At 66.4% G+C, this 23,817-nt stretch carries 24 protein-coding genes and 1 tRNA gene; 8 read left to right on the top strand and 17 right to left on the bottom strand.

The features are described from left to right. Positions 1–14: 14 nt before the first annotated feature. The 7 genes from ispD to ACZLIF_RS08000 all read right to left on the bottom strand — a co-directional run bounded on the left by ispD (position 15) and on the right by ACZLIF_RS08000 (position 6,188). Positions 15–713: a 2-C-methyl-D-erythritol 4-phosphate cytidylyltransferase gene (ispD, locus tag ACZLIF_RS08030; protein WP_074901198.1), complete on the bottom strand. Its 699-nt coding sequence runs from the start codon at positions 711–713 to the stop codon at positions 15–17. Then, positions 710–1,063: a cell division protein FtsB gene (gene ftsB, locus ACZLIF_RS08025; RefSeq protein WP_128989041.1), complete on the bottom strand. Its 354-nt coding sequence runs from the start codon at positions 1,061–1,063 to the stop codon at positions 710–712. The genes ispD and ftsB overlap by 4 nt, the downstream gene beginning before the upstream one ends. Before the next feature lie 4 nt (positions 1,064–1,067). Beyond that, positions 1,068–2,360, bottom strand: a complete 1,293-nt coding sequence (eno, locus tag ACZLIF_RS08020; RefSeq protein WP_053519724.1) for a phosphopyruvate hydratase — start codon at positions 2,358–2,360, stop codon at positions 1,068–1,070. Positions 2,361–2,611: 251 nt separating this feature from the next. After that, positions 2,612–2,959 carry a hypothetical protein gene (locus tag ACZLIF_RS08015; RefSeq protein WP_128989039.1) on the bottom strand — a complete coding sequence of 116 codons (348 nt, stop codon included), beginning with the start codon at positions 2,957–2,959 and terminating at the stop codon, positions 2,612–2,614. After that, a complete protein-coding gene (gene kdsA / locus ACZLIF_RS08010) occupies positions 2,956–3,786 on the bottom strand; it encodes a 3-deoxy-8-phosphooctulonate synthase (protein ID WP_128989037.1) in 831 nt (276 codons plus the stop codon). The genes ACZLIF_RS08015 and kdsA overlap by 4 nt, the downstream gene beginning before the upstream one ends. A gap of 90 nt (positions 3,787–3,876) precedes the next feature. Beyond that, a complete protein-coding gene (locus tag ACZLIF_RS08005) occupies positions 3,877–5,541 on the bottom strand; it encodes a CTP synthase (RefSeq protein WP_128989035.1) in 1,665 nt (554 codons plus the stop codon). Positions 5,542–5,954: 413 nt separating this feature from the next. Then, on the bottom strand, positions 5,955–6,188 hold the full coding sequence (locus ACZLIF_RS08000) for a hypothetical protein (protein WP_053519720.1): 234 nt from the start codon (positions 6,186–6,188) through the stop codon (positions 5,955–5,957). A 160-nt stretch (positions 6,189–6,348) separates the two neighbouring features. On the opposite strand from ACZLIF_RS08000, the gene parE reads away from it, so the two are divergent. The 3 genes from parE to ACZLIF_RS07985 all read left to right on the top strand — a co-directional run bounded on the left by parE (position 6,349) and on the right by ACZLIF_RS07985 (position 10,575). Beyond that, positions 6,349–8,238 (top strand): DNA topoisomerase IV subunit B, encoded by a 1,890-nt coding sequence (parE, locus tag ACZLIF_RS07995; RefSeq protein WP_128989033.1) that lies wholly within the window; start codon positions 6,349–6,351, stop codon positions 8,236–8,238. Positions 8,239–8,389: 151 nt separating this feature from the next. Continuing rightward, entirely contained in the window at positions 8,390–8,968 is a 579-nt protein-coding gene (locus tag ACZLIF_RS07990; RefSeq protein WP_128989031.1) for a GNAT family N-acetyltransferase, read from the top strand. 110 nt (positions 8,969–9,078) lie between these two features. Beyond that, complete coding sequence (locus tag ACZLIF_RS07985) at positions 9,079–10,575, top strand: S10 family peptidase (protein WP_128989029.1); 1,497 nt, start codon at positions 9,079–9,081, stop codon at positions 10,573–10,575. Positions 10,576–10,834: 259 nt separating this feature from the next. Here the strand turns inward: ACZLIF_RS07985 and ACZLIF_RS07980 are convergent, their stop codons facing one another. Beyond that, on the bottom strand, positions 10,835–11,956 hold the full coding sequence (locus ACZLIF_RS07980; RefSeq protein WP_053519810.1) for an inorganic phosphate transporter: 1,122 nt from the start codon (positions 11,954–11,956) through the stop codon (positions 10,835–10,837). Between the two features lie 13 nt (positions 11,957–11,969). Beyond that, the gene (locus tag ACZLIF_RS07975; RefSeq protein WP_004152833.1) at positions 11,970–12,596 is read right to left on the bottom strand and encodes a DUF47 domain-containing protein; all 627 of its coding nucleotides are present in this window, start codon (positions 12,594–12,596) and stop codon (positions 11,970–11,972) included. A 292-nt stretch (positions 12,597–12,888) separates the two neighbouring features. Here ACZLIF_RS07975 and ACZLIF_RS07970 point away from each other — a divergent pair, with 292 nt between their 5' ends. Both ACZLIF_RS07970 and ACZLIF_RS07965 read left to right on the top strand, forming a co-directional pair. Next, on the top strand, positions 12,889–14,193 hold the full coding sequence (locus tag ACZLIF_RS07970) for a hemolysin family protein (RefSeq protein WP_065174920.1): 1,305 nt from the start codon (positions 12,889–12,891) through the stop codon (positions 14,191–14,193). Then, positions 14,177–14,830 carry an exopolysaccharide biosynthesis protein gene (locus tag ACZLIF_RS07965; RefSeq protein ID WP_053519808.1) on the top strand — a complete coding sequence of 218 codons (654 nt, stop codon included), beginning with the start codon at positions 14,177–14,179 and terminating at the stop codon, positions 14,828–14,830. The genes ACZLIF_RS07970 and ACZLIF_RS07965 overlap by 17 nt, the downstream gene beginning before the upstream one ends. A 10-nt stretch (positions 14,831–14,840) precedes the next feature. Here the strand turns inward: ACZLIF_RS07965 and ACZLIF_RS07960 are convergent, their stop codons facing one another. From ACZLIF_RS07960 to ACZLIF_RS07945, 4 genes are all read right to left on the bottom strand, one after another. Next, on the bottom strand, positions 14,841–15,338 hold the full coding sequence (locus tag ACZLIF_RS07960) for a pyridoxamine 5'-phosphate oxidase family protein (protein WP_053519807.1): 498 nt from the start codon (positions 15,336–15,338) through the stop codon (positions 14,841–14,843). 68 nt (positions 15,339–15,406) lie between these two features. Further along, complete coding sequence (locus ACZLIF_RS07955) at positions 15,407–16,402, bottom strand: LLM class flavin-dependent oxidoreductase (RefSeq protein ID WP_128989027.1); 996 nt, start codon at positions 16,400–16,402, stop codon at positions 15,407–15,409. 148 nt (positions 16,403–16,550) lie between these two features. Continuing rightward, positions 16,551–17,318: a sulfurtransferase gene (locus ACZLIF_RS07950; RefSeq protein WP_053519805.1), complete on the bottom strand. Its 768-nt coding sequence runs from the start codon at positions 17,316–17,318 to the stop codon at positions 16,551–16,553. Positions 17,319–17,386: 68 nt separating this feature from the next. After that, positions 17,387–17,752 carry a DUF6164 family protein gene (locus tag ACZLIF_RS07945; protein WP_053519804.1) on the bottom strand — a complete coding sequence of 122 codons (366 nt, stop codon included), beginning with the start codon at positions 17,750–17,752 and terminating at the stop codon, positions 17,387–17,389. A gap of 69 nt (positions 17,753–17,821) precedes the next feature. Here ACZLIF_RS07945 and ACZLIF_RS07940 point away from each other — a divergent pair, with 69 nt between their 5' ends. Then, positions 17,822–18,256 (top strand): FKBP-type peptidyl-prolyl cis-trans isomerase, encoded by a 435-nt coding sequence (locus ACZLIF_RS07940; protein WP_053519803.1) that lies wholly within the window; start codon positions 17,822–17,824, stop codon positions 18,254–18,256. Then, the gene (locus ACZLIF_RS07935) at positions 18,243–19,490 is read left to right on the top strand and encodes a TIGR03862 family flavoprotein (RefSeq protein WP_128989025.1); all 1,248 of its coding nucleotides are present in this window, start codon (positions 18,243–18,245) and stop codon (positions 19,488–19,490) included. The genes ACZLIF_RS07940 and ACZLIF_RS07935 overlap by 14 nt, the downstream gene beginning before the upstream one ends. 50 nt (positions 19,491–19,540) lie before the next feature. On the opposite strand, the gene ACZLIF_RS07930 is transcribed toward ACZLIF_RS07935, so the two are convergent. The 4 genes from ACZLIF_RS07930 to ACZLIF_RS07915 all read right to left on the bottom strand — a co-directional run bounded on the left by ACZLIF_RS07930 (position 19,541) and on the right by ACZLIF_RS07915 (position 23,559). Beyond that, positions 19,541–20,002, bottom strand: a complete 462-nt coding sequence (locus ACZLIF_RS07930; RefSeq protein WP_128989023.1) for a GNAT family N-acetyltransferase — start codon at positions 20,000–20,002, stop codon at positions 19,541–19,543. 22 nt (positions 20,003–20,024) lie between these two features. Continuing rightward, the gene (locus ACZLIF_RS07925; protein WP_128989021.1) at positions 20,025–21,647 is read right to left on the bottom strand and encodes an FMN-binding glutamate synthase family protein; all 1,623 of its coding nucleotides are present in this window, start codon (positions 21,645–21,647) and stop codon (positions 20,025–20,027) included. A 55-nt stretch (positions 21,648–21,702) separates the two neighbouring features. Then, a complete protein-coding gene (locus ACZLIF_RS07920; protein WP_128989047.1) occupies positions 21,703–22,989 on the bottom strand; it encodes a nucleotide sugar dehydrogenase in 1,287 nt (428 codons plus the stop codon). 135 nt (positions 22,990–23,124) lie between these two features. Further along, positions 23,125–23,559, bottom strand: coding sequence for a BLUF domain-containing protein (locus ACZLIF_RS07915; protein ID WP_128989019.1), 435 nt, complete (start codon positions 23,557–23,559; stop codon positions 23,125–23,127). A gap of 131 nt (positions 23,560–23,690) precedes the next feature. Between ACZLIF_RS07915 and ACZLIF_RS07910 the strand changes: the two genes are divergently transcribed. After that, positions 23,691–23,777 (top strand) — tRNA-Leu (locus tag ACZLIF_RS07910). Positions 23,778–23,817 lie beyond the last annotated feature (40 nt).

Below are 23,817 nucleotides of genomic sequence, written 5' to 3'. Positions count from 1 at the left end.
GGCCGCGCGGGCGTTCAGCCGGCGCGGCGGGAAAGTACGAATTCGAAGCGGTCCAGGTCGGCCGGCGTGGTGACCTTGAAGTTGTCCTCGCTGCCTTCAACCAGCAGCGGGCGCTGGCCCTGGCGCTCCATGGCCATGGCTTCGTCGGTGACATCCACGCCGGACGCAGCGGCGTCGGTCAGCGCGCGGATCAACTGATGGCGGCGGAACAGCTGCGGGGTCAGCGCACGCCACAGGCGCTCGCGCGGCTCGGTGCCGTCGATACCACCATCGTCACCGGCCCGCTTCAGGGTGTCGCGTACCGGCGCGGCAAGAATGGCCCCGACCGGATCGGTACGGCCAACCTCCAGCAGGCGGCCCAGGTCGGCCAGCGACAGATTGGGCCGCGCAGCATCGTGCACCAGCACGAACTCGTCGGCACGGACGCTCTCCGGCAGCGCGAGCAGGCCGGCCAGCACGGAGGCGGCGCGGGTCGCCCCGCCCGTGCAGGTCAGCACGGGCTTGCCGGCCCATTCGCTCCAGCCCGGCCAATCCGCGTCATTCTCGCCGATCACCACCATCGCGCCGGCAACGGCCGGATGGGCCAGCAGTGCCTGCAGGGTGTGGGCCAGCAGCATCTGCCCGCCCGCCTGCAGATACTGCTTGGGCAGTGGCGCACCAAAACGGGCGCCACGACCGGCAGCGGGAACGACCACCCAGATCGCCGCGCTCATGGCACGTCCGCCGGGTGGTCGCCCGCCTGTTCGGGCATCGCCACTGGCGGCTGCGCCGGACGAACCGGCGCGTCGTCAACCACCCGGTAGAACTTCTCGCCGGGCTTGATCATGCCCAGTTCACTGCGTGCGCGCTCTTCGATGGCGGACTGGCCTTCCTTGAGGTCCTTCACTTCGGCAGCCAGCGCATCATTGCGCTGCTGCAGACCTTCGTTGTCCCGTTCCTGGCCGGCGACCTGGGCTTCGAGCATCATCACTTCCCCCGAATTGCCCGGGCCGAACCAGAAACGGTACTGCAGCCATGCCAGCAGCAGGGCCAGCACCAGCAGCAGCCAGCGCCAATCGCGCATGGCCTCAGCGCTTCAGCGAAACGAACGCGTCACGACCGGCGTAACGCGCGCCGGCACCGAGGGCTTCCTCGATACGCAGCAGCTGGTTGTACTTGGCCACGCGATCGCTGCGGCACAGCGAGCCGGTCTTGATCTGGGTGGCGGTGGTGGCCACGGCGATGTCGGCGATGGTGGTGTCTTCGGTTTCACCCGAACGGTGCGAGACGACAGCGGCATAACCGGCACGGTCAGCCATGGCAATCGCTTCCAGGGTTTCACTCAGGGTGCCGATCTGGTTGACCTTGATCAGGATGGCATTGGCAGTACCGGAGTCGATGCCCTCCTGGAAGATCTTCGGATTGGTCACGAACAGGTCATCGCCTACCAGCTGCACCTTTTTGCCGATGCGATCGGTCAGCAGCTTCCAGCCCGCCCAGTCGTTCTCGGCCAGGCCGTCCTCGATGGTGATGATCGGGTACTGCGCGGCCCAGTCGGCAAGGAAGTCGACGAACTGCTCGGAGGTCAGGCGCTTGTTCTCGCCGACCAGGTTGTACTTGCCGTTCTCGAAGAACTCGCTGGAGGCCACGTCCAGACCCAGCAGCACGTCCTCGCCCGCGGTGTAGCCGGCCTTGCCGATCGCTTCGAGAATGGTGTCCAGCGCCTCGACGTTGCTGCGGAAGTCAGGTGCGAAGCCGCCTTCGTCACCGACCGCGGTGCTCAGGCCATGCCCCTTCAGCACCGACTTCAGCGAGTGGAAGATCTCGGTGCCGGCGCGCAGCGCTTCGGAGAACGAGGTGAAGCCGACCGGCAGCACCATGAATTCCTGGAAGTCGACGTTGTTGTCGGCATGCGCGCCGCCGTTGATGATGTTCATCATCGGCACCGGCAGCGACGGGGTCACGCCGGTCCTGCCGGCCAGGTACTGCCACAGCGCCTGCTTGCTGGATGCTGCGGCGGCGTGCGCGGCCGCCATCGAGACACCGAGCAGCGCGTTGGCGCCCAGACGGCCTTTGTTCTCGGTGCCATCAAGGTCGATCAGGCGGCGGTCCAGGCCGGACTGGTCGGTGGCCTCGAAGCCCTTCAGCGCGGCAGCGATGGTCGTGTTGACGTTGTCGACGGCCTTGCGCACGCCCTTGCCCAGGTAGCGGGTCTTGTCGCCGTCACGCAGCTCCACCGCTTCCTTGGTGCCGGTCGAGGCGCCGGAGGGAACCGCGGCACGACCGAACGAACCGTCCTCCAGGGTGACTTCGGCTTCGAGCGTGGGGTTGCCACGGCTGTCGAGGATTTCACGGGCGTGGATGCTGCGGATCGTACTCATGGTCGGGCCGGTTACCTGTATGGAGAGGGGGCGACAAAACGAATGCCGCGTGATTATCCCCGGCTGCCCGCCCGTTGCCAAATGGCGCGAACGGCGTCAGCCCCGGCTGGCCCCCGCCCCGGCAGCAGCAGCGATACCAGAAGCACCCGCAAAGCAGCGGCCATGGCCGGACAGACGGTGCCATGCCTGCGCCGCCAGCCTGAGCGCGATCAGGCCCTTGGGCCAATCGCGTGCAGACGTGCTCGTATTCATCACAGCATCCCGTAGGACAGCGCACCGAGCCACAGCGAAAGCAGGACAACCGCCAGCCCGGCGGCCACCCTGCCGCGATTCAGGCGCCAAGCCAGCACGGCGGCAGCGATGCAGCCGCCGGCAGTCAACAGCTCGCCGGCCAGCAGCGCCATGAAGTACGCCCGCAGATTGAGCACGCTGCTGCCATCACCCGGGGACCGCACGGACGCTGCGCCGATCAGCACCAGACCGAACACACCCACCGTGAACAACCCCGCCAGGCCCAGTGCGATCAGGCCCCACGGCCACTGTTTCCAGTGCCGGCGGCGACGCTGGGTTTCCAGCGCCGTCCATGGGTCAGACTTCACGCGAAGCGTGAGAAACCGTGCTTCTTGGTCACCGCATCGAGCTCCATCAGCGTTTCGAGCAGTGCTTCCATCTGGTCCAGCGGCCATGCGTTGGGACCGTCGGAGAGGGCCTTGGACGGGTCAGGATGGGTCTCGGCAAACAGACCGGAGATACCCACCGCCACCGCAGCCCGGGCCAACACCGGCACATGTTCGCGCTGGCCGCCGGAGCTGGTGCCCTGCCCACCCGGCAGCTGCACCGAATGGGTGGCGTCGAACACCACCGGGCACCCGGTCTCGCGCATCACCGCCAGCGAACGCATGTCGCTCACCAGATTGTTGTAGCCGAAGCTGGCACCGCGTTCGCAGACCATGATCTGATCGTTACCGGTCGCCTTGGCCTTCTCCACGACCGGCTTCATGTCCCAGGGCGCCAGGAACTGGCCCTTCTTGATGTTGACCGGCTTCCCGGCCGAGCACACCTTGCGGATGAAGTCGGTCTGGCGAACAAGGAATGCCGGGGTCTGCAGCACATCCACGACCGAAGCCACTTCGTCCATCGGGGTGTACTCATGGACGTCGGTCAGCACCGGCACGCCGATCTGCTTCTTGACCTCGGCCAGGACTTTCAGCCCCTCCTCCATGCCCGGGCCCCGGAAAGCGGTACCAGACGTGCGGTTGGCCTTGTCGAAGCTGGACTTGAAGATGAAGTTCACACCAAGCTTGCCGGTGATCTCCTTCAGCTTGCCAGCGGTATCGAGCTGCAACTGCATCGACTCGATCACGCAGGGGCCGGCGATCAGGAACAGGGGCTGGTCCAGCCCCGCTTCGAATCCACACAGTTTCATGGCGTTTCCTTAGAGTTGTCCGCTGCATCGAACGGGCCGATGCACTTAGTTCACGCGACCAAGATGGGGCTTGGCGGGCCCCATCGCAAGTCAGGCGCGCGCTTCCTGCAACAGCTGGCCACCGGCCTTGCGCTCGCGTGCGGCGCGGATGAAGCCGATGAACAGCGGGTGGCCGTCACGCGGCGTGGACAGGAACTCCGGATGCGCCTGGCAGGCCAGGAACCAGGGATGCGCATCGCGCGGCAGCTCGACCACTTCCACCAGGGTGTCGTCCATCGACTTGCCGGCGATCACCAGGCCGGCGTCTTCCAGCTGGGTGCGATAACGGTTGTTGAACTCATACCGGTGGCGGTGGCGCTCGGCCACCACGTCCTTGCCGTACAGCTCACGCGCCAGCGTGCCCGGCTTCAGGCGCTGCTCCTGCAGGCCCAGGCGCATGGTGCCGCCCAGGTCGCTCTTGTCGTCGCGCTTCTCGACTTCACCGGCAGCGGTGCGCCACTCGGTGATCAGGCCGATCACCGGATTCGGCGACTGGCGATCATTCTCGGTGCTGTTGGCACCTTCGAGGCCGACCACGTTGCGCGCGTAATCGACCACGGCCGCCTGCATGCCGTAGCAGATGCCGAAGTACGGCACCTGGTTCTCGCGGGCGAACTTCGAGGTCAGCACCTTGCCTTCGAAACCACGGTCGCCGAATCCGCCCGGCACCAGGATGCCATCGACATCGGCCAGCGCGGCCATGTCCGTGCCTTCCAGGTCCTGCGCTTCCAGCCACTTCAGATTGACCCGGGTGCGCTGGCGCAGGCCACCATGCTTGAGTGCTTCGCCGACCGACTTGTATGCATCCTGGTGGTCGACGTACTTGCCGACCACGGCGATGGTCACCTCGTCGAGCGGATGCAGCGTGGCGTCGACCGCGTCCTCCCACACCGACAGATCGACAGGACCGGCCTTGTCGGCCAGCTTCAGCTGGTTGACGACAATCTCATCCAGGCCCTGCGCATGCAGTCCCGAAGGGATGCGATACAGCACATCCACGTCCGGCACGCTGATCACGGCGCGTTCGGAAACGTTGGTGAACTGGGCGATCTTGCGACGCTCCGAATCGGGCACGGCCTGCTCCGAACGGCACAACAGCACATCCGGCTGGATGCCGATCGAACGCAGCTCCTTCACCGAGTGCTGGGTCGGCTTGGTCTTCAGTTCGCCGGCCGCGCCGATGTACGGCACCAGGGTGAGGTGCATGAACAGCGCCTTCTCCGGACCACGCTCGGTACGCACCTGGCGGATCGCCTCCAGGAACGGCAGCGATTCGATGTCGCCGACGGTGCCGCCGATCTCGACCAGGGCGACGTCATAGCCTTCGGTGGCTTCGTCGATGCAACGACGGATCTCGTCGGTAATGTGCGGAATGACCTGCACGGTCGCGCCAAGGTAATCGCCGCGACGCTCCTTGCGGATCACGTTCTCGTAGATGCGACCGGTGGTGACCGAATTCTTGCGGCTCAGGCGCGTCCGCACGAACCGCTCGTAGTGGCCCAGATCGAGATCGGTCTCGGCACCGTCATCGGTGACATAGACCTCGCCGTGCTGGAACGGGCTCATGGTGCCCGGATCAACGTTGATGTAGGGGTCGAGCTTCATCATCGTGACCTTCAGGCCACGGGCTTCGAGAATGGCGGCCAGCGACGCAGCGGCAATGCCTTTGCCGAGCGAGGACACCACGCCGCCGGTTACGAAAATCAAGGGAGTCATGGCTGCAAGCATCCTGTCTGGAAATGGAAAACGACAGCGCCACGCACGCCCTGGGGGCGGACATGGCGCTTGAAGGGGGTTTTCCGGTTCGCTGGGGCAGCGAGGGAGGTGCCGATCCGTGCGGCGGCTGGCGCCAGACGGTAACCATCGCGCGAGGTCGGGGCAACCGCGCCGGTCACATCGACCGTCACCTGCGACCCGCATTGCTGGAGGCCACGCATGGCCGTGCCAGCCCATTCGCAAATGGTGGACACGCACTACTCCCGGAAAGCCATAGTTTACAGATAGATGGCCGCCAACCCAAGAGGCTTGTGCAGGCCGACCAAACGAAAAACGCCCCCTTGCGGGGGCGTGGCGTCGCCAGAAGCCCGCTTCTACAGGGCTTCCGTGGGAAAGGGAGGGTGCGCGTGCGCTCAGCGCTTCTTGCGCGCCTCTTCCTCTTCTTCCTGCTGCGGAACCGGCTGGCCCTTGGCCTTCAGCTCCGCATTGGCCTGCGCGCGGCGCTTGGCCTTGGCGTCGGCTTCGGCCTGTGCCTTGTCGGCCTGGTCACCCTGCTGCGGGGCCGGCTGGCCGGCGTTCTGCGCCATCACCAGCGGCACCGCAACGGCGGCAGCGGCCAGGATCGCAATGGTCAGCAACTTCTTCATGGAGTCCTCCTCGCGGTATGGCTGGGACATGGGGACGCTGGCGTCCGGATTCCAGCGGCTGCCATTTTACCCCCTCCCCGGTGGCGAGGCTGAACCGCAGGCGTGCAAATTCGCCGCCCAGACCGCACACTTGCGCGTCGCTCCGCGCTTTAGAACATAGATGAACGCCCGCTATAACGCCGCCGATATTGAAGTCCTGTCCGGCCTTGACCCGGTCAAGCGCCGTCCCGGCATGTATACCGACACCGCGCGCCCCAACCACCTGGCGCAGGAAGTGATCGACAACTCGGTGGACGAGGCCCTCGCCGGCCACGCCCGCTCGATCGAGATCACCCTGTACAAGGACGGCAGCGTGGAGGTCAGCGATGACGGCCGTGGCATGCCGGTGGACATCCATCCGGAAGAGAAGATCCCGGGTGTCGAGCTGATCCTGACCCGCCTGCACGCGGGCGGCAAGTTCAGCAACAACAACTACACCTTCTCCGGCGGCCTGCACGGCGTCGGCGTCAGCGTGGTCAACGCGCTGTCGACCCTGGTGGAGGTGCACATCAAGCGTGAAGGTGCCGAACACCGCATCACCTTCCGTAACGGTGACCGCGCCACGCCGCTGGAAGTGGTGGGCACGGTCGGCAAGAAGAACACGGGCACCCGCGTGCGCTTCTGGCCCGACCCGAAGTACTTCGATACGCCGAAGTTCGCGGTGCGCGCGCTCAAGCATCTGCTGCGCGCCAAAGCGGTGTTGTGCCCGGGCCTGACCGTGAAGCTGACCGACGAAGCCACCGGCGAAGTCGACACCTGGTACTACGAGGACGGCCTGCGCGACTACCTGAAGCTGGAGCTGGGCGAGCGCGAAATGCTGCCGGCCGACCTGTTCGTCGGCAACCTGAAGAAGGACACCGAAGTGGTGGACTGGGCCGTGGCCTGGCTGCCGGAAGGCGAGCTGGTCCAGGAAAGCTACGTCAACCTGATCCCGACTGCCCAGCACGGTACCCACGTCAACGGCCTGCGCACGGGCCTGACCGAGGCGCTTCGCGAGTTCTGCGACTTCCGCAACCTGCTGCCGCGTGGCGTGAAGCTGGCGCCGGAAGACGTGTGGGACCGCGTGTCGTTCGTGCTGTCGCTGAAAATGACCGATCCGCAGTTCAGCGGGCAGACCAAGGAACGCCTGTCCTCGCGGCAGGCCGCCGGTTTCGTGGAAGGTGCCGCGCACGATGCATTCAGCCTGCTGCTGAACCAGAACGTGGAACTGGGCGAGAAGATCGCGCAGATCGCCATCGAGCGCGCCAGCGCGCGCCTGAAGACCGAAAAGCTGGTGGTCCGCAAGAAGGTCACGCAGGGCCCTGCCCTGCCGGGCAAGCTGGCAGACTGCATCAGCCAGGACCTGTCGCGTACCGAACTGTTCCTGGTGGAGGGTGATTCGGCAGGCGGCAGCGCCAAGCAGGCACGCGACAAGGATTTCCAGGCGATCATGCCGTTGCGCGGCAAGATCCTGAACACCTGGGAAGTCTCCTCCAACAGCGTGCTGGCCTCGGAAGAAGTGCACAACCTGGCCATCGCCATCGGCTGCGATCCGGGCAAGGATGACATCAGCGGCCTGCGCTACGGCAAGGTGGTGATCCTGGCCGACGCCGACTCGGACGGCCTGCACATCGCCACCCTGTTGACGGCGCTGTTCCTGAAGCACTTCCCGGCGCTGGTCGACGCCGGCCACGTGTTCGTGGCAATGCCGCCGCTGTTCCGCATCGACGTGGGCAAGCAGGTCTTCTACGCACTGGACGAGGAAGAAAAGCGCACCATGCTGGACAAGATCGAGCGCGAGAAGATCAAGGGCGCGGTCAACGTGACCCGGTTCAAGGGCCTGGGCGAAATGAATCCCTCGCAGCTGCGTGAGTCCACCATCCACCCGGACACCCGTCGCCTGGTGCAGCTGACCGTGGACGATCGCGAGCAGACCCGTTCGCTGATGGACATGCTGCTGGCCAAGAAGCGGGCGTCTGACCGCAAGGGCTGGCTGGAGACCAAGGGCGATCTGGCGTCGCTGGAAGTCTGATCCCAGCGCGGGCCAGGGCCGTTTCCTGTCGGGAAACGGCTCTGGCTGCATGGCCTGGCAGTACCGGTTCAGGCCGCCCACCGGGGCATTACACCCCCATCGGCAAACCCTGCGGGTCCATAATGCGCGCTCATCCGCGTGGACCACCGCATTGCCCAGCCACTCGCTGCTGTTCCCCGGCCTGCCGCTGCACAGCACGCGGCTGGTCCTGAGCCCGATCCGTCGTGATGACGCTGCTGCGTTGTTCACGCTGCAATCCAATCCGGCGGTGATGCGCTGGTGGAACCATCCTGCCTGGACACGGCCGGGCGAAGCCCGCGAACAGATCGACGACGACCTCGCCGCACACGCCATCGGCACCCAGCTCAAGCTGGCCGTGCGCGAATCGCTGGAAGGGCCGTTGCTGGGCATCTGCGTGGTGTTTGCCGTCGATCGCGATGCTGCGCGTGCCGAGATCGGCTATCTGCTGGCACCTGAGGTCCAGGGCCGGGGCTACATGCATGAGGCGTTGCAGCAGGTGCTGGCCTACCTGTTCCGGACGCTGCGCCTGCATCGCGTCGAAGCCGAGATCGATCCGCGCAATGCGGCCTCCGCGCACGTGCTTGAACGCCTCGGCTTCCATCGTGAGGGCCTCCTGCGCCAACGCTGGCGCATCCGGGGCGAGTTGGCCGACTCGGCTGTATACGGGCTGCTGGCCGATGATGAAGCCGCGACCGCCCTGCCCACTTGACCCAATCTGGCCGCAACCGACGACAACGCCCGGCCATGGCTTTGGACACATACGGCGCGGCACCTTGGAGGCCTAGCATCGGAACCCCCTTCCGCTGCCGATCCGGTGCCATGAAGTCCCTGCTGCACACTGCCGCGCTCTGCGTCGGCCTGCTCATTGCTCCTGCCAGCGTGCTGGCCACGCCAGCCGCCGAATCCAAGCCCGATGCCACGGACGACAGGACCGAAGCACCTGCGCTGCCGGCCGACGCCTCCACCCGCCAGAGCATCCGCCTGGCAGGCCGCACGCTCGACTACACCGCCACCGTGGGGACGCTGCCGGTACGTGACGAGAAGGGCAAGGTAATCGCCGATGTGGTGTTCACCGCCTACACGATGCCCGGCAAGGACCGGCCGGTGACCTTCGCGCTCAACGGCGGGCCCGGCGCGTCCTCGGTGTATCTCAATCTGGGCGCCATCGGCCCGAAGGTCGTGACCTTCGGCTCGGAGGGCGACAGCGCGTCGGCGCCGGCCACGCTGCACGACAATCCGGGAACGTGGCTGGACTTCACCGATCTGGTCTTCATCGACCCGGTCGGCACCGGCTTCAGCCGTGCCCGCATCGGCGATGACGAAGCGAAGAAGGCGCTGTACAACCCCAGTGCCGACATCGAGTACCTGTCGCGATCGATCTACGACTGGTTGCTGCGCAACCAGCGCATGGCGTCGCGCAAGTACCTCACCGGTGAGAGCTACGGCGGCTACCGCGGCCCACGCATCACCCACTACCTGCAGACACGGCTGGGCGTCGCGATGAACGGCCTGGTGCTGGTCTCGCCGTACCTGAGCCCGACCCTGGAAGACAACGCCGACGTCTCGCCGATGGCGTGGATGCAGACGCTGCCCTCGATCGCAGCGGCGCACCTGGAGCGCCAGGGCCGCCTGACCGACGCGGCGATGCGTGAGGTGGTCGAGTACACCCGCGGCGATTACGCCACCGCCCTGATGAAGGGCCGCAGCGATCCGCAGGCCACCGAGGCGATGCTGCGCCGGGTCACCGAGCTGACCGGGCTGGACCCGCAGTTCGTGCGTCGTGCCGGCGGCCGCCTGGAAACCCAGGCCTACCTGCGCGAAGTGTTCCGCGACAAGGGCACGCTGGGCAGCCGCTACGACTCGAACGTGACGGCGTTTGACCCGTTCCCGAACGATCCGGAACAGCGCGCCAACGATCCCCTGCTCGACAGCATCATCGCGCCGACCACCACCGCGATGGTCGACTTCGTCACCCGCGTGGTGGGCTGGAAGGTCGATGCGCGCTACCAGGCATTGAACTATGAGGTGAACCGGCTGTGGGACCGCAATGGCGATCTGCGCCAGGGTGCGGTGACCCAGCTGCGCCAGGCAGTGGCGATCGATCCGAATCTGCAGGTGCTGATCGCGCACGGCTGGAATGATCTGTCGTGCCCGTTCATGGGCTCGATCCTGACCGTGGACCAGATGCCGGCGATGGGCAGCAACCCGGACCGCGTGCAGGTGCGCAGCTACCCGGGCGGGCACATGTTCTACAGCCGTGCCGACAGCCAGGCGGCATTCCGCAAGGATGTGCAGGCATTGTTCCAGCGCAACTAAGGGGTTCGGCCGCGCCTGCGGCCCGGCGCCCGCTGACGGCAACGGCAAGGGCAACGGCAACGGCAACGGCAAAAGCCGGGTTCCCGTGGGCTGGCGAGGTTCCTGCTGCTGTTGGTGGGTGTCGACCTTGGTCGACACGCTGGATACGGAAAAACGATCTGCCCATGAAAAAAGCCCGCCGGAATCCGGCGGGCTTTTTCATTTCCGGGGTCAGATCCCTATCTGCAGGGAAAGGGCTCTGACCCCGGGGTTGCTGGCATCAGGTCCAGCCGAACAGCTCGAACAGCTTCAGGATCAGGTACGCACAGCCGCCTGCCGCCGGGATGGTCAGGATCCAGGCCCAGACGATGCGCTCGATCACGCCGAACTTCAGCGAACGCGGATTCTTGGCAAAGCCCACGCCCATGATCGCGGTGGAGATGCTGTGCGTGGTCGAGACCGGCATGCCGAAATGGGCGGCCAGGGTCAGGATGGTGGCCGAGCTGGTCTCCGCGGCGAAGCCGTGGATCGGATGCAGCTTGACCATCTTGTGGCCCAGCGTCTTGATGATCTTCCAGCCACCCGAAGCGGTACCGGCGGCCATCACCACCGCACAGGTCAGCACGATCCACATCGCGATGCCGTCACCGGCCTGCGCGTCCGGATGCATGAAGGCCAGCCAGGACGGCAGGTTGTCCAGCGCACCGGTGGCTTCGGCACCGATCAGGGTCATGGCGATGATGCCCATGGTCTTCTGTGCGTCGTTGTGCCCGTGTGCGAAGCCCATGTAGGCGGCCGAGACGATCTGCGCCTTGCCGAAGAAGGCATTGACCCAGCGCGGACGGGCCAGGCGGCCAATCGCACCACCGATCCTGGCCAGACCGGCAATCAGGCCCCACAGCAGCACCATCACCACGATGCCCAGCAGGAAGCCGGCAATCGGCGAGGTGATCATCGGCACGAACACCTTCCACAGCAGGCCCTTGTTCTGCGCCCAGCTGCCGAGCCGTTCGGACCAGATCAGCGCATCCCAGTTGTTGTGGGCGGCCGCCAGGCCGGCGCCGCACAGGCCACCGATCAGGGCGTGCGAGGACGAGGACGGCAGCCCCTTCCACCAGGTGATCAGGTTCCAGATGATGCCGCCCAGCAGGGCGCACAGGATCACCTGCGGGGTGACATCGACCACGTTGGTGTTGAGCAGGCCCGACGCGATGGTCAGCGCCACCGCCGTACCGGTCAGGGCACCGATCAGGTTCATGAAGGCGGCGAGCATCACCGCCCAGCCGGGCGAGAGCACCTTGGTCGCCACCACGGTGGCGATGGAGTTGGCGGTGTCGTGGAAGCCGTTGATGAACTCGAAGACGAGCGCAGCCAGGATCACCACCAGGACGAGGGTCAACATGCGGCGGCGTCCGTCAGCTGTTCTTCAGCACGATCTGGTACGCCACCACGCCGGCCTCGCGGCAGCGGTCGATGGCTTTTTCCAGGATCTCGAAGAATTCCTTGAGCAGGAACATCTGCAGGTTGTCCAGGCGCCCGGAATAGATGTCGCGGTACAGCTCCAGCATCAGCCGGTCGGCCTCGTTCTCCAGCGAGCGCAGCTTCTCGTTGAGCGCGGTCATCCGGTCCAGGTTCATGTGGCGCAGGTCGGCCACCATCTCCACCACCACGCCGGCGGCCTGCTCCAGCATCGCCGCGCGCGGCGCGAAGTCGATGTGCTCCAGGTGGGTCGTGGCCAGCGAATAGCGATCGGCGAACTTCTCGATCTGCTTGGGGATCTTGTACAGCGCCGACCCCAGCGCTTCGATGTCTTCACGCTCGATCGGCGTCATGAAGCTGTCCACCAGCGCCTGGCTGATCTTGTCCGACGCCGCGCGCTCGCGCAGGCGGGCCAGCTTGAAGGCGTCCAGCGCGGGCTGGCGGTCGGCCTCGCGCAGCATGGAATGCAGCGCCTTGGCGGCGTCGGAGGCCGCGACGGCAGCCTCATCGAGCAGGGTGTAGAACTGTTTGCCGGAACCGAAAATGGTCTGCAGAGAGAACATTGAGAAACCTGTCAGCCGTCGCGGGAAGGACGGCACCGGACGGAATTATGACGGCTAGATGACCATCTCGGGTATCCCCGCCCCCTTTCCGGGGGTGGAACCCGCCAACCTGAACAGGCAGTTGCCACCTTGCCACGGCCCTTTGCTAAGATGCCAGCGCGCCCTCGGGCGCACCTTATGGACGACGACCCTTATCCCCCAGCGCCGCGCCGGACTCTGCTCCTGAGCGCCTGCCGCCATCGCAAGCACCCGCCCTCCCTGCCACCAACCGGGGACGACGCCCGTGTTTGAAATGATCCTGATTGTCTTCGCGCTGGTTCTGTTGAACGGCTTCTTCGCCATGTCCGAGATGTCGGTCATGACCTCGCGCAAGAGCCGTCTCAAGCAGATGGCCGGCAGCTCCAAGCGCGCCGCCAAGGCCCTGGAGCTGTCCGAAAAGCCCGAGAGCTTCCTGTCCACGGTCCAGATCGGCATCACCGTCATCGGCGTGCTGACCGGCTACCTGGGCGGCGACGCCATCGGCGACGCCATTGCCGGCTGGCTGCAGGGCCTGATGCCCGGCTTCACCTACGCCTCCCAGGTCGGCACCACGCTGGCCGTGACCCTCATCACCTTCGTGACCCTGATCTTTGGTGAGCTGGTGCCCAAGCGGCTGGCCCTGACCCGCTCCGAGGCCATTGCCAGCCTGGTGGCCATGCCGATGAGCTGGCTGGCCAAACTGGCCCTGCCCTTCGTCTGGCTGCTGTCCAGGACGACCCAGCTGGTGCTGAAGGCACTTGGCCTGGGCAAGGACGAAGCCGCCTCGGTGACCGAAGAGGAGATCCGCATGCTGGTGGCCGAAAGCCACGAGGCAGGTGTGATCGACACCCATGAGCGCGACATGATGAACCGCGTGATGCGGCTGGGCGATCGCACCGCCGACAGCCTGATGACGCCGCGCAACCGGATCGCCTGGCTGGACACGCAGGCCGGCCTGGACCGCAACCTGGAAATCATGGCCGAGCATGAGTTCTCGCGCTATCCGGTCTATCGCGACAACGACATGGATGTGGTTGGTGTGCTTGAACTGAAATCGCTTGCGACCCGCATGGCACGCGGCGACAACGCGCTGTTCCAGACCCTGCGCGAGCCGTTGTACGTTTCCGAGTCCACCCATGCGATGAAGCTGCTGGAGATCTTCCGGGAAGAACAGCAGTCGATGGCGCTGGTCGTCGACGAATACGGCGAGATCCAGGGACTGGTCACCATCAGCGACCTGATGGGCGCAGTGGTCGGCCGCCTGCAGGCGGTGGAGAATGCCGACGAGGACGCACTGGTGGTGACCCGTGAGGACGGCTCGCTGCTGGTGGACGGCTCGCTGCCGGTGGACGACCTCCGCGAGCTGATCGGCAGCAACGAGCTCCCCGACGCCGAAGAGGGCGATTACTACACCCTTGCCGGCATGTGCATCCACTACTTCGGCCGCATCCCGCACGCGGGCGAGTACTTCGACTGGGCCGGCTGGCGCTTCGAGATCGTCGACCTGGACGGTGCACGTGTGGACAAGCTGCTGCTGCGTACGCTGTCGGACGAGCAGGCCGATGAGCTCACCGCCTGAGTCCGGCCCGCGCGACGCAGCACCTGCCTATCGCAACGAAGGCATCCGCACGCTGCTGGAAATGTTCGCCTGGGGTGACCCGGCCCAGCACATGAAGCTGGGCCAGATCCTGCAGGATCTGCAGCAGAGCGCCTTCGGCGTTTTCCTGTTCGTGGCGATCCTGCCGTCGTTCATCCCGATTCCGGGGCTGGGCGGTGCGGTCAGTGGCCCCCTGGTGATCCTCATCGGCCTGCAGATGCTGTGCTGCATGCGGCGCCCCTGGCTGCCGGGCTTCATTGCCCGCCGCGGGCCGAAGCGCGGCACCATGCACCGGTTCCTGGACCGCATCGATCGCCCGCTGCGGCGCTTGGACCGCATGCTCAAGCCACGCCTGCCACAGCTGCTCAAGCCGCTGCCGGCCCACGCGTTCACCGGCGCACTGCTGGTCCTGCTGGGCATCCTGCTGTCGCTGCCGATCCCGTTCACCAACTATCTGTTCGGCTTCCAGCTGCTGCTGTTCTCCCTGGCCCTGCTCGAGCGCGACGGCGCGCTGATGCTGGTCAACTGGATCGGAGCATTGGCGGCAATCGCGTTCTTTGGTTTCAGTTCCGGCCAACTGGTGAGCTACACCGTCGAACTGTTCCAGCGCTGGTTCTGAACCGGGCCCATCAACGCAGGTCGACGAAACCGTTGTCGGCAAGCTGGCCTGGCTCATCCTGTACCGCAGACAGCACGAACGTCAGCGCCCTGCCCAGCAGCGTGCCCGGTCCATCCCAGTACTCGGCCGATTCAGCCTGCACGTGGATGAGCCGAAGGTTCGGATCGTCCTTGCCGCCGGGGAAGAACAGCTTCATCGCTGGCGACCACAGCGCTTCCACCTTGGCCCGATCGTCGACGATGCGCGCATTGCCCGCCACCGACACATAGGTGTTCTTCGACGTCGAGGCGTAGGCCACGTTGACCCGCGGATTGAGCGCGATTTCCGCCACCTTCGGGCTGTCGGCTGCGGTGGCGAACCAGAGGTCACCATCGAAGGCGACCTGCTGGGTGCCGAGCGGACGGCTGTACAGGCGACCATCCACGCCGACCGTGGTGAACATCGCCACCTCCACATCCTTGATCAGTTCGGCCAGCTGGGCGATGTGTTCTGCGCGGGAATCCGACATGGGGAGCTCCAGGGGTAGGGAGCCCCCATCAGACGCGGAAGGTCTGCAATGCGCCGTGATGCAATCGTTCAGCCCGCGTGGCGATCGTGCCACACCCGCATGGTCAGCTCGAACGAGCGCAGCCTCGCGCGATGGTCATACAGATTGGCGGTGAGCATCAGTTCGTCAGGTTGATGGCGTTCGACGAACGCGGCGATACCCTCGGCCACCTGCTGCGGATCACCCAGCACCGTGCACGCCAATGCCCGCTCGACACCCAGTTTTTCGTGCGGCTCCCAGAACGATTCGATGTCGTCGATCGGTGCCGGGATCTTGCCGGGACGCCCCCGGCGCAGATTGACGAAGCTCTGCTGCTGGCTGGTGAACAGGCGGCGCGATTCGGCTTCGCTGTCGCTGGCCACCACGTTCAATGCCAGCATCGCGTGCGGTTGCTTCAACGTGGCCGAAGGACGGAATTCGCGGCGGTAGACTGCCAGCGCCTCATCCATCGCGTCCGGGGCGAAGTGCGAGGCGAAGGCGTACGGCAGCCCCATCGATGCCGCCATGCGCGCACCGAACAGGCTGGAACCCAGGATCCACGTCGGCACCCGCAGGCCGCCGCCAGGCACGGCCTGCACCGCCTGACCGGGCTGGACCGGCTCGAAGTAATGCAGCAGCTCACGCACATCCTGCGGGAACTGGTCAGCGCTGTCGAAATAGCGCCGCAGCGCGCGGGCGGTCGGCTGGTCGGTGCCGGGCGCCCGCCCCAGCCCCAGATCGATGCGGTCCGGATAGAGCGAGGCCAGCGTGCCGAACTGCTCGGCCACCTGCAGCGGCGCATGGTTGGGCAGCATGATGCCGCCTGCACCGACACGGATGCGCTGCGTGCCACCGGCAACGTGCCCGATCAGCACGGCGGTGGCCGCGCTGGCGATACCGGGCATGTTGTGGTGTTCGGCCAGCCAGTAGCGGCGGTAGCCCAGCGCATCGGCATGCTGGGCCAGTTCCAGCATGTTGGAGAAGGCGGCGGTGGTATCGCTGCCCTCGCAGACCGGGGCCAGGTCGAGGATCGACAACGGGATCATCAGGCGGTTTCCGTCAAAAGATCCCCTCTGGATGGGGTCGGCCCGGCACGGCGGCCAGTGCCGGTGGCGGGACGCTGATTCCTGCCGGGCGGGTCAGCTCCCCAGGTGGACCGGACAGCCGTGCACGACCGGCGCCCGGGACAGCCGCTCAGAAGGCGCTGGGGCGTGGTTCCGGCAGCGGCTCATCCACCAGCGGCCTGAGCTCCGCATCCAGCGCCACCCGTTCATCGAACACGAAACAGCGCCCGTCGTAGCCCTCGCCGCCCACCTCTTCGAAGTAGCCGAGAATGCCGCCATCGAGCTGCAGCACGTTGTCCATGCCGTCATTGAGCATCCACAGTGCGGCCTTCTCGCAGCGGATGCCACCCGTGCAGAAGCTGACCACGGTGCTGTCCTTCAATGCGTCGCGGTGCGGCGCCAGGGCCTCCGGCAGATCGGTGAACTTGTGGATCGGCAGCACCAGCGCGTCCTTGAACGTGCCGTACTCCACCTCCTGCAGATTGCGGGTATCGAGCATCACCACCGGCTTTCCCGCATCGTCGTGGCCCTGCCGCAGCCAACGTTGCACGGTGGCCGGATCGACCGCCGGCGCGCGTGGATAGGCCAGCGGCTGGCCGTCATCGCGGCGGAAACTGATGATCTCCGGCTTCACTCTGGCCTTGAGCCGCGCGAAGGGCTGATGCTCGCTGAAGCTGGTCTTGACCCGCATTCCGGCCAGACGCGGATCCTCACGCAGTGCCGCGTAGAAGCCCTCGATGGCGGCCGGGGCGCCCGCCAGGAACAGATTCAGGCCCTCGCCCGCCACCAGGATCGTGCCGCGCAGCCCAGCCGCTTCGGCACGCGCCAGCAGCTGGTCGCACAGAACCTCGGGGGCGTCGATGGCAGTGAAATGATAGGCGGCGGTATTGGCGATCATCCGCGCATTTTAGCGCCTGGCCGCCACCGGGTCAGGACCCGGGGTCGATGATCGGCGGCTGGAGCGCCCTACCCCCGCAGCAGCATGAACGGCAGCAGCACCAGGGCAGCAGCGCCCAGCATCGCCAGCAGTACCAGCACGACATACAGCGGCCGGCGCCGCAGCAGGCTGCCGAAGGTCTCGGCCGTGCCATCACGCAGGGCCTGCTCACGCTCGGCCCGGATGCGTGGCGCACGCTCGGCCTGGTACTCGGCCATCAATGCCTTGGCGCGCGCATGATCGCCGTCCTCGCGGAGCCACAGCCCGCCATTGGAAATGCCCCAGGGACTGGGCTCGGTGCGGTACCAGGCGATGCCGTGGCGATCCAGGAGCGTGCAGACGTCGGCATATTCGTCATCGCCGACATTGCGCAGATTGAGCAGGAGTTTGGCCATGGCGCCATGATACCCGGCGCCGATGCGCTACCCTTGCCGCCCTCGCCCTGCGCCCGACGGAGATGCCCGATGCGCCGACTGCTGCTTCCCCTGTTGCTGTCCCTTGCTGCTGCCGGCTGCTCGATGGAGCCGTCCGGCCCACCACCGGGAGGCACGCTGACCACCTTCGAGCGCATCGACACCCAGCCCGGTACCGGGGCCGAAGCGGTGGCGGGCCGGAAGGTCACCGTGCACTACACCGGCTGGATCTACGACAACCGCACCGAGAGCAAGCATGGCAAGACATTCGACAGCTCGGTCGGACGCGGCCAGCCGTTCACCTTCGTGCTCGGTGCCGGCCAGGTCATCCGCGGCTGGGATGAAGGCGTGGCCGGCATGAAGGTCGGCGGCAAGCGCACCCTGATGATCCCCCCGGACCTGGGCTACGGCAGCCGTCGCGCCGGCCCGATCCCGCCGGGCTCCTCGCTGGTGTTCGATGTCGAGCTGCTCGATGTCCAACCCTGATCGACATGCGCCGCGCCGCGTGGCTGTCGTCGGTGGCGGCCCGGCAGGGCTGTTCGCTGCCGAGCGCCTGCGCGCCGCCGGCCTGGAGGTGGACCTCTATGAAGCCAAGGGTTCCCCCGGTCGCAAGTTCCTGATCGCCGGCAAGGGCGGGCTCAACCTGACCCACTCCGATGCGCGCCCGCTGTTCCACAGCCGCTACCGCGAGCAGGCCGGTGAAGTCGGCCGCTGGCTGGACGGGTTCGACGCGCAGGCACTGCGCGACTGGGCCGCCGATCTTGGCGTGGAGACCTATGTCGGCAGTTCCGGCCGCGTGTTCCCGGTCGATCGCAAGGCTGCGCCCCTGCTGCGCGGCTGGGTGCGCCGCTTGAAGGAGCAGGGCGTACGCCTGCACGTGAATCACCGCTGGTGCGGATGGGCCAGCGACGGCGCGCTGCGCTTCAACACCGAAGACGGCGACCTCGACGTGCGCGCTGATGCCACCGTGCTGGCGCTGGGCGGCGGCAGTTGGCCGCACCTCGGCAGCGACGGTGCCTGGGTGGCACCGCTGCAGGCGCGCGGTGTCGACATCGCGCCGTTGCAGGCCGCCAACTGCGGGTTCGACGTTGACTGGACGCCCCTGTTCGCCCAGCGCAATGCCGGTGCCCCCTTGAAGCCAGTGGTGGCGCACTGGATCGACCTGACAGGCCAACCACGGTCACTCCAGGGCGAATGCGTCGCCAGCGACTATGGCATCGAAGGCAGCCTGATCTACGCGCTGTCGGCCGACCTGCGCGAAACCATCAACCGCGAGGGGTGTGCGCCATTGTGGCTGGACCTGGCACCGGGCCGCGATGAGGCACGCCTGCTGGCCGATCTGTCGCGCCCACGCAAGGGCCGCAGCTTCGGTGAGCACCTGCGCCGCCAGGCCGGGGTGGACGCAGTGAAAGCGGCACTTGTGTTCGAGCACCTCGGTAAGGATGCGGGCAACGATCTTGCTGCGGTCGCAGCGACGCTCAAGCGCCTGCCGCTGAAACTGCTGCGCCCGCGGCCGATGGCCGAGGTGATCAGCACGGCCGGAGGGGTAAGGCTGGACGCGCTCGACGCAGGGCTGATGCTGCGTGCCCTGCCCGGCGTGTTCTGCGCCGGCGAAATGCTGGACTGGGAAGCGCCGACCGGCGGCTACCTGCTGACGGCCTGCTATGCCAGTGGCCTGCGCGCCGCCGAAGGCGTGATCCAGTGGTTGGCCACACGCTGAATCGCCTGCGGTAGCAGCGGGCGTGGCTCGGCGCTACCGGAAGCAGCGCCTCACCACGGCCTTCGCATGCGTACAGAGGCGAGTGGTACCCCGCTGGGATGGGGATAGATTTCCTCGCGTTCGCGGATGAAACCCTGCCGCTGATAGAAGGACACGGCATTGAGCGAGGCCGACAGCACCACCTCGCGCCCCGGATCGGCCAGCGCCAGCAGACGCTGCATCAGCGCCTGGCCGATACCCTGTCCGCCACGATCCGGATCGACGAACAGCGCATCCACCTCATTGCCATCGATATCAAGTACGCCAAAACCGAGCAGCTCGCCCTGCCCGCCTTCGGCCACCACGCATCCGCCCTGCGACAACAGCCGCGGATACTGCGCCGGCGGCGGCGACGCCGCCCAGGGTGCGATCACCTTCGGCGGATAGTGACTGCTGCAGGTCTCGCGCACGCACCGCGTGCGCAGGGCCCACAGCGGCGCGACATCGTCGATCGTACCGGTCCTGAACTGCATGCAACCTCCGTGTGGAACCCCATCACCGCGACTTGCTGGCTCTCAGCGCCTGGATCCGCGCCGGCGGCTGGAATGAATCACTGCGCGCATCTGCCCAGAACGCATGGAATACCGCGTGATCCGGCACCCGCCGCAGCAGTTCTCCCGGCTCCAGATAGCGATACAGCGTCGCCAGCGAGCGGATCTCCACCGGCGACACGCGGCGCAGGATGTGCTCCGGCCCCAGCTCGGCCGGATCATTCAGGCCGGCGGCACACAACAGCTCCTTCAGGGCATGCAGCGTGTGCTCGTGGTAGCTGTGCACGCGCGTGGCCTTGTCAGGCGCGTCGAGGTGCTTCCAGCGCGCCGGGTCCTGGGTGGCGATGCCGGTCGGGCACTTGTCGGTGTGGCAGCTCAACGACTGGATGCACCCCAGTGCGAACATGAAGCCACGACCGGCATTGCACCAGTCCGCGCCGAGCGCGATGGTCCGGGCAATGTCGAATGCGCTGGTTATCTTGCCGGCCGCACCGATGCGGATGCGCTCGCGCAGGTCCAGCCCGACCAGGGTGTTGTGGACCAGCAGCAGTGCCTCGTGCATCGGCACGCCGACATGATCGACAAACTCGGCCGGTGCCGCGCCCGTGCCGCCCTCGGCGCCATCGACAACGATGAAGTCCGGCAACAGGCCGGTCTCCTGCATCGCCTTGGCGATACCGAACCACTCCCAGGGATGGCCGATGGCCAGCTTGAAGCCGACCGGTTTGCCACCGGACAGTTCACGCAGGCGGGCGACGAACTGCAGCAGTTCGACCGGCGTGGAAAACGCCGAGTGCCGCGACGGAGATACACAGTCCACCCCCATCGGCACGCCCCGGGTCACGGAGATCTCGGCCGTCACCTTCGGCGCGGGCAATACGCCGCCATGACCGGGCTTGGCCCCCTGGGACAGCTTGATCTCGATCATCTTCACCTGGTCATGGGTGGCGTTGGCGACGAACCGCTCTTCGCTGAAACCGCCCTTCTCGTCGCGGCAACCGAAGTAGCCCGAACCGATTTCCCAGACCAGATCGCCGCCCATCTCACGGTGGTAGGGCGAGATCGAGCCTTCGCCCGTATCGTGATAGAAGCCGCCACGGCGTGCGCCTTCATTGAGCGCGCGGATCGCGTTGGCCGACAGCGAGCCGAAGCTCATCGCCGAGATGTTGAACACACTCGCCGAATAGGGCTTGGCGCAGCCTGCGCCGATCAGCACACGGAAATCGTGCCGGGCGATGGTGGTCGGTGCCAGCGAATGGTTGATCCATTCGTAGTCCACCGCATACGCACTACGCAGCGTGCCGAACGGCACCGTATCCATCTCGTTCTTGGCACGCTGGTAGATCAGTGCACGCTGCTGGCGCGAGAAGGGCACGTCTTCCAGATCACTCTGCACGAAATACTGACGGATCTCCGGGCCGATCGATTCCAGCCCGTATCTGAAGTGCGCCATGACCGGATAGTTGCGGCGCAGGGTGCTGCGCTTCTGCAGCAGATCCCAGGTCCCCAGCGCCACCATCGCGGCGGTCAGACCGACGCCCCAGTACCAGGCAGGCCATATCGTGACCAGCCACAGGCAGACGGGGAACATCAGGATGGCGAGCAGGTAGACGATATACCGGTGCATGGCGTTCCTTGGTTGCAACTGCAGCCGAGTCTACCGCGCCCGCCATCATCGACGCCTACAGGCGATCGTCGACCACGCTGCGCGGCCAGGCCGATTTCACGTCATACACCAGGCCGCCGGGCGCCAGCAGGCCGCGGATGCGGGCTTCATCCATCGCCTTGAAACTGGCATGCGCCACTGCCAATACGACCGCGTCGTAACAGCCGGCCTTCGGCTCGGCCAGCCACCGCACACCGGCATCGGCCAAGGCCGCCGGGCCCACCCATGGATCGCTGACATCGACCTGGGCGCCTGCGTCTGCCAGGCGCTGCGCCAGCTCCAGCGCACGACTGTTGCGCAGATCGGGGCAGTCTTCCTTGAAGGTGACGCCCAGCACCAGCACGCGCGCCTGGGCCGCGGTCCGCCCGCGCTCGGCCAACATGGCCAGGACGCGCATGGCCACGTGCTCGCCGACACGGTTGTTGACCTGCCGCGCGGTGTGGATGAGGTCCGGGTGGTAACCCACACTTTCCGACTTGTGCAGCAGGTAGTAGGGATCCACGCCGATGCAGTGGCCACCGACCAGACCGGGACGGAACGGCAGGAAATTCCACTTGCTGCCCGCGGCGTCCAGCACGTCCTGGGTATCGATGCCGAGACGGTCGAAAATCAGCGCCAGCTCGTTGACCAGGGCGATGTTGACGTCGCGCTGGATGTTCTCGACCACCTTGGCCGCTTCGGCCACGCGCATCGATGGCGCCGGGAAGGTGCCTGCGTCGATGATGCGGCGGTACAGCCCATCGACCACCGACGCCACCTCCGGTGTCGAACCCGAGGTGATCTTGCGGATGTCGGCCAGACGGCGCTGGCGGTCCCCCGGGCTGACCCGCTCCGGACTGTAGCCGCAGTAGAAATCTTCGTTGAATCGCAGGCCCGAACCCTGCTCCAGCAAGGGCACGCAGACTTCCTCGGTCGTGCCGGGATAGACCGTGGACTCGTAGATCACCAGATCGCCGGCGCGCAGATGGCTGGCGATCAACCGCGTCGCCGAGCGCAGGGGTTCCAGATCGGGCTGCTCGTAGGCATCGATGGGCGTCGGCACGGTGACGATGTACACGTTGCACTCGTCCAGCCGCGCAGGGTCGCTGCTGTACTCCAGCTGGCGTGCAGCGGCGAGTTCCCCGGCCTCCACCTCCAGCGTGTGGTCCTGGCCCGCGCGCAGCTCGGCGATGCGTTCGGGGTCGATGTCGAAGCCGAGCGTCGGCTGTTCCCGGCCGAATGCCACCGCCAGTGGCAGGCCCACGTAACCCAGGCCGATCACCGCGAACCGGGGCGCTTCCGCCGCCGACACCGCCACGCTCATCAATGTACCCGCCATGCCGGCAGCGGCGGATCGCCCACTGCCGCCGCTTCGGCCATCACGCTCATTCGCTGCCCACTCCGGGAAGTCTTCGCAAGAGGGCTACAGCGTAACGGTGTCAGGACCTTGTCGCCAAGGTCAGGAGCCCAGTGCGACCGCGGCAGGCTCCAGCTCGCCGTCGGCCCCGGTCCAGGCCTGCAGCAGGCGCTCGAACCCCACGCTGCCCAGCGTCAACCCCGGCCACGCCTCACCGACGATCTGTGCCAGCAGCTCCGCCTCGATGCGTCGCGTCCCCATGTTCCAGCGGGGGAACGCCCGCTGCGGCACGGGCGCCCGGCACAGCACCTTCAGCTGGGTATGGCTGCGGGCATTGAGGATGCGCGGGAACACCGAATCGATACCATCCTGCGGACCTTCGAGATACTGCAGGAAGCGTGCACCGTCGAACATCAGTACCCCGGTGACGCCAGCCACGCGATTGAACGCCGTGGCATCGGCCAGCAGGCGGTCAAGATCGGATGTCCGCAGATCGGCGCGGGCATCGCTGACGTAGGCGATCGCGTAGAGCGACATCAGGTGGCTCCCCCCCTGGGAACGATGGTCGGGACTATGGCATGAATAGGCGATACAGTTAAGCACGCCGTGCAACGCGCGGCCGCCGATGCTGGGGCTCCCGCTGGGCTACAATCGGCGCCGCACTGCAGGCCCGGATGGCGAAACTGGTAGACGCATCGGACTTAAAATCCGCCGACCGCAAGGTCATGCCGGTTCGATTCCGGCTCCGGGCACCAGGGCTTTCGGGCTGTTTGCGACACGCAGTGGCGTGAACCT

The sequence above is a fragment of the Stenotrophomonas sp. 2201_Sma genome, from assembly GCF_056486685.1.
The sequence above is the reverse complement of the archived record's forward strand: the minus strand, read 5'-3'. Positions and strand labels throughout refer to the sequence as shown.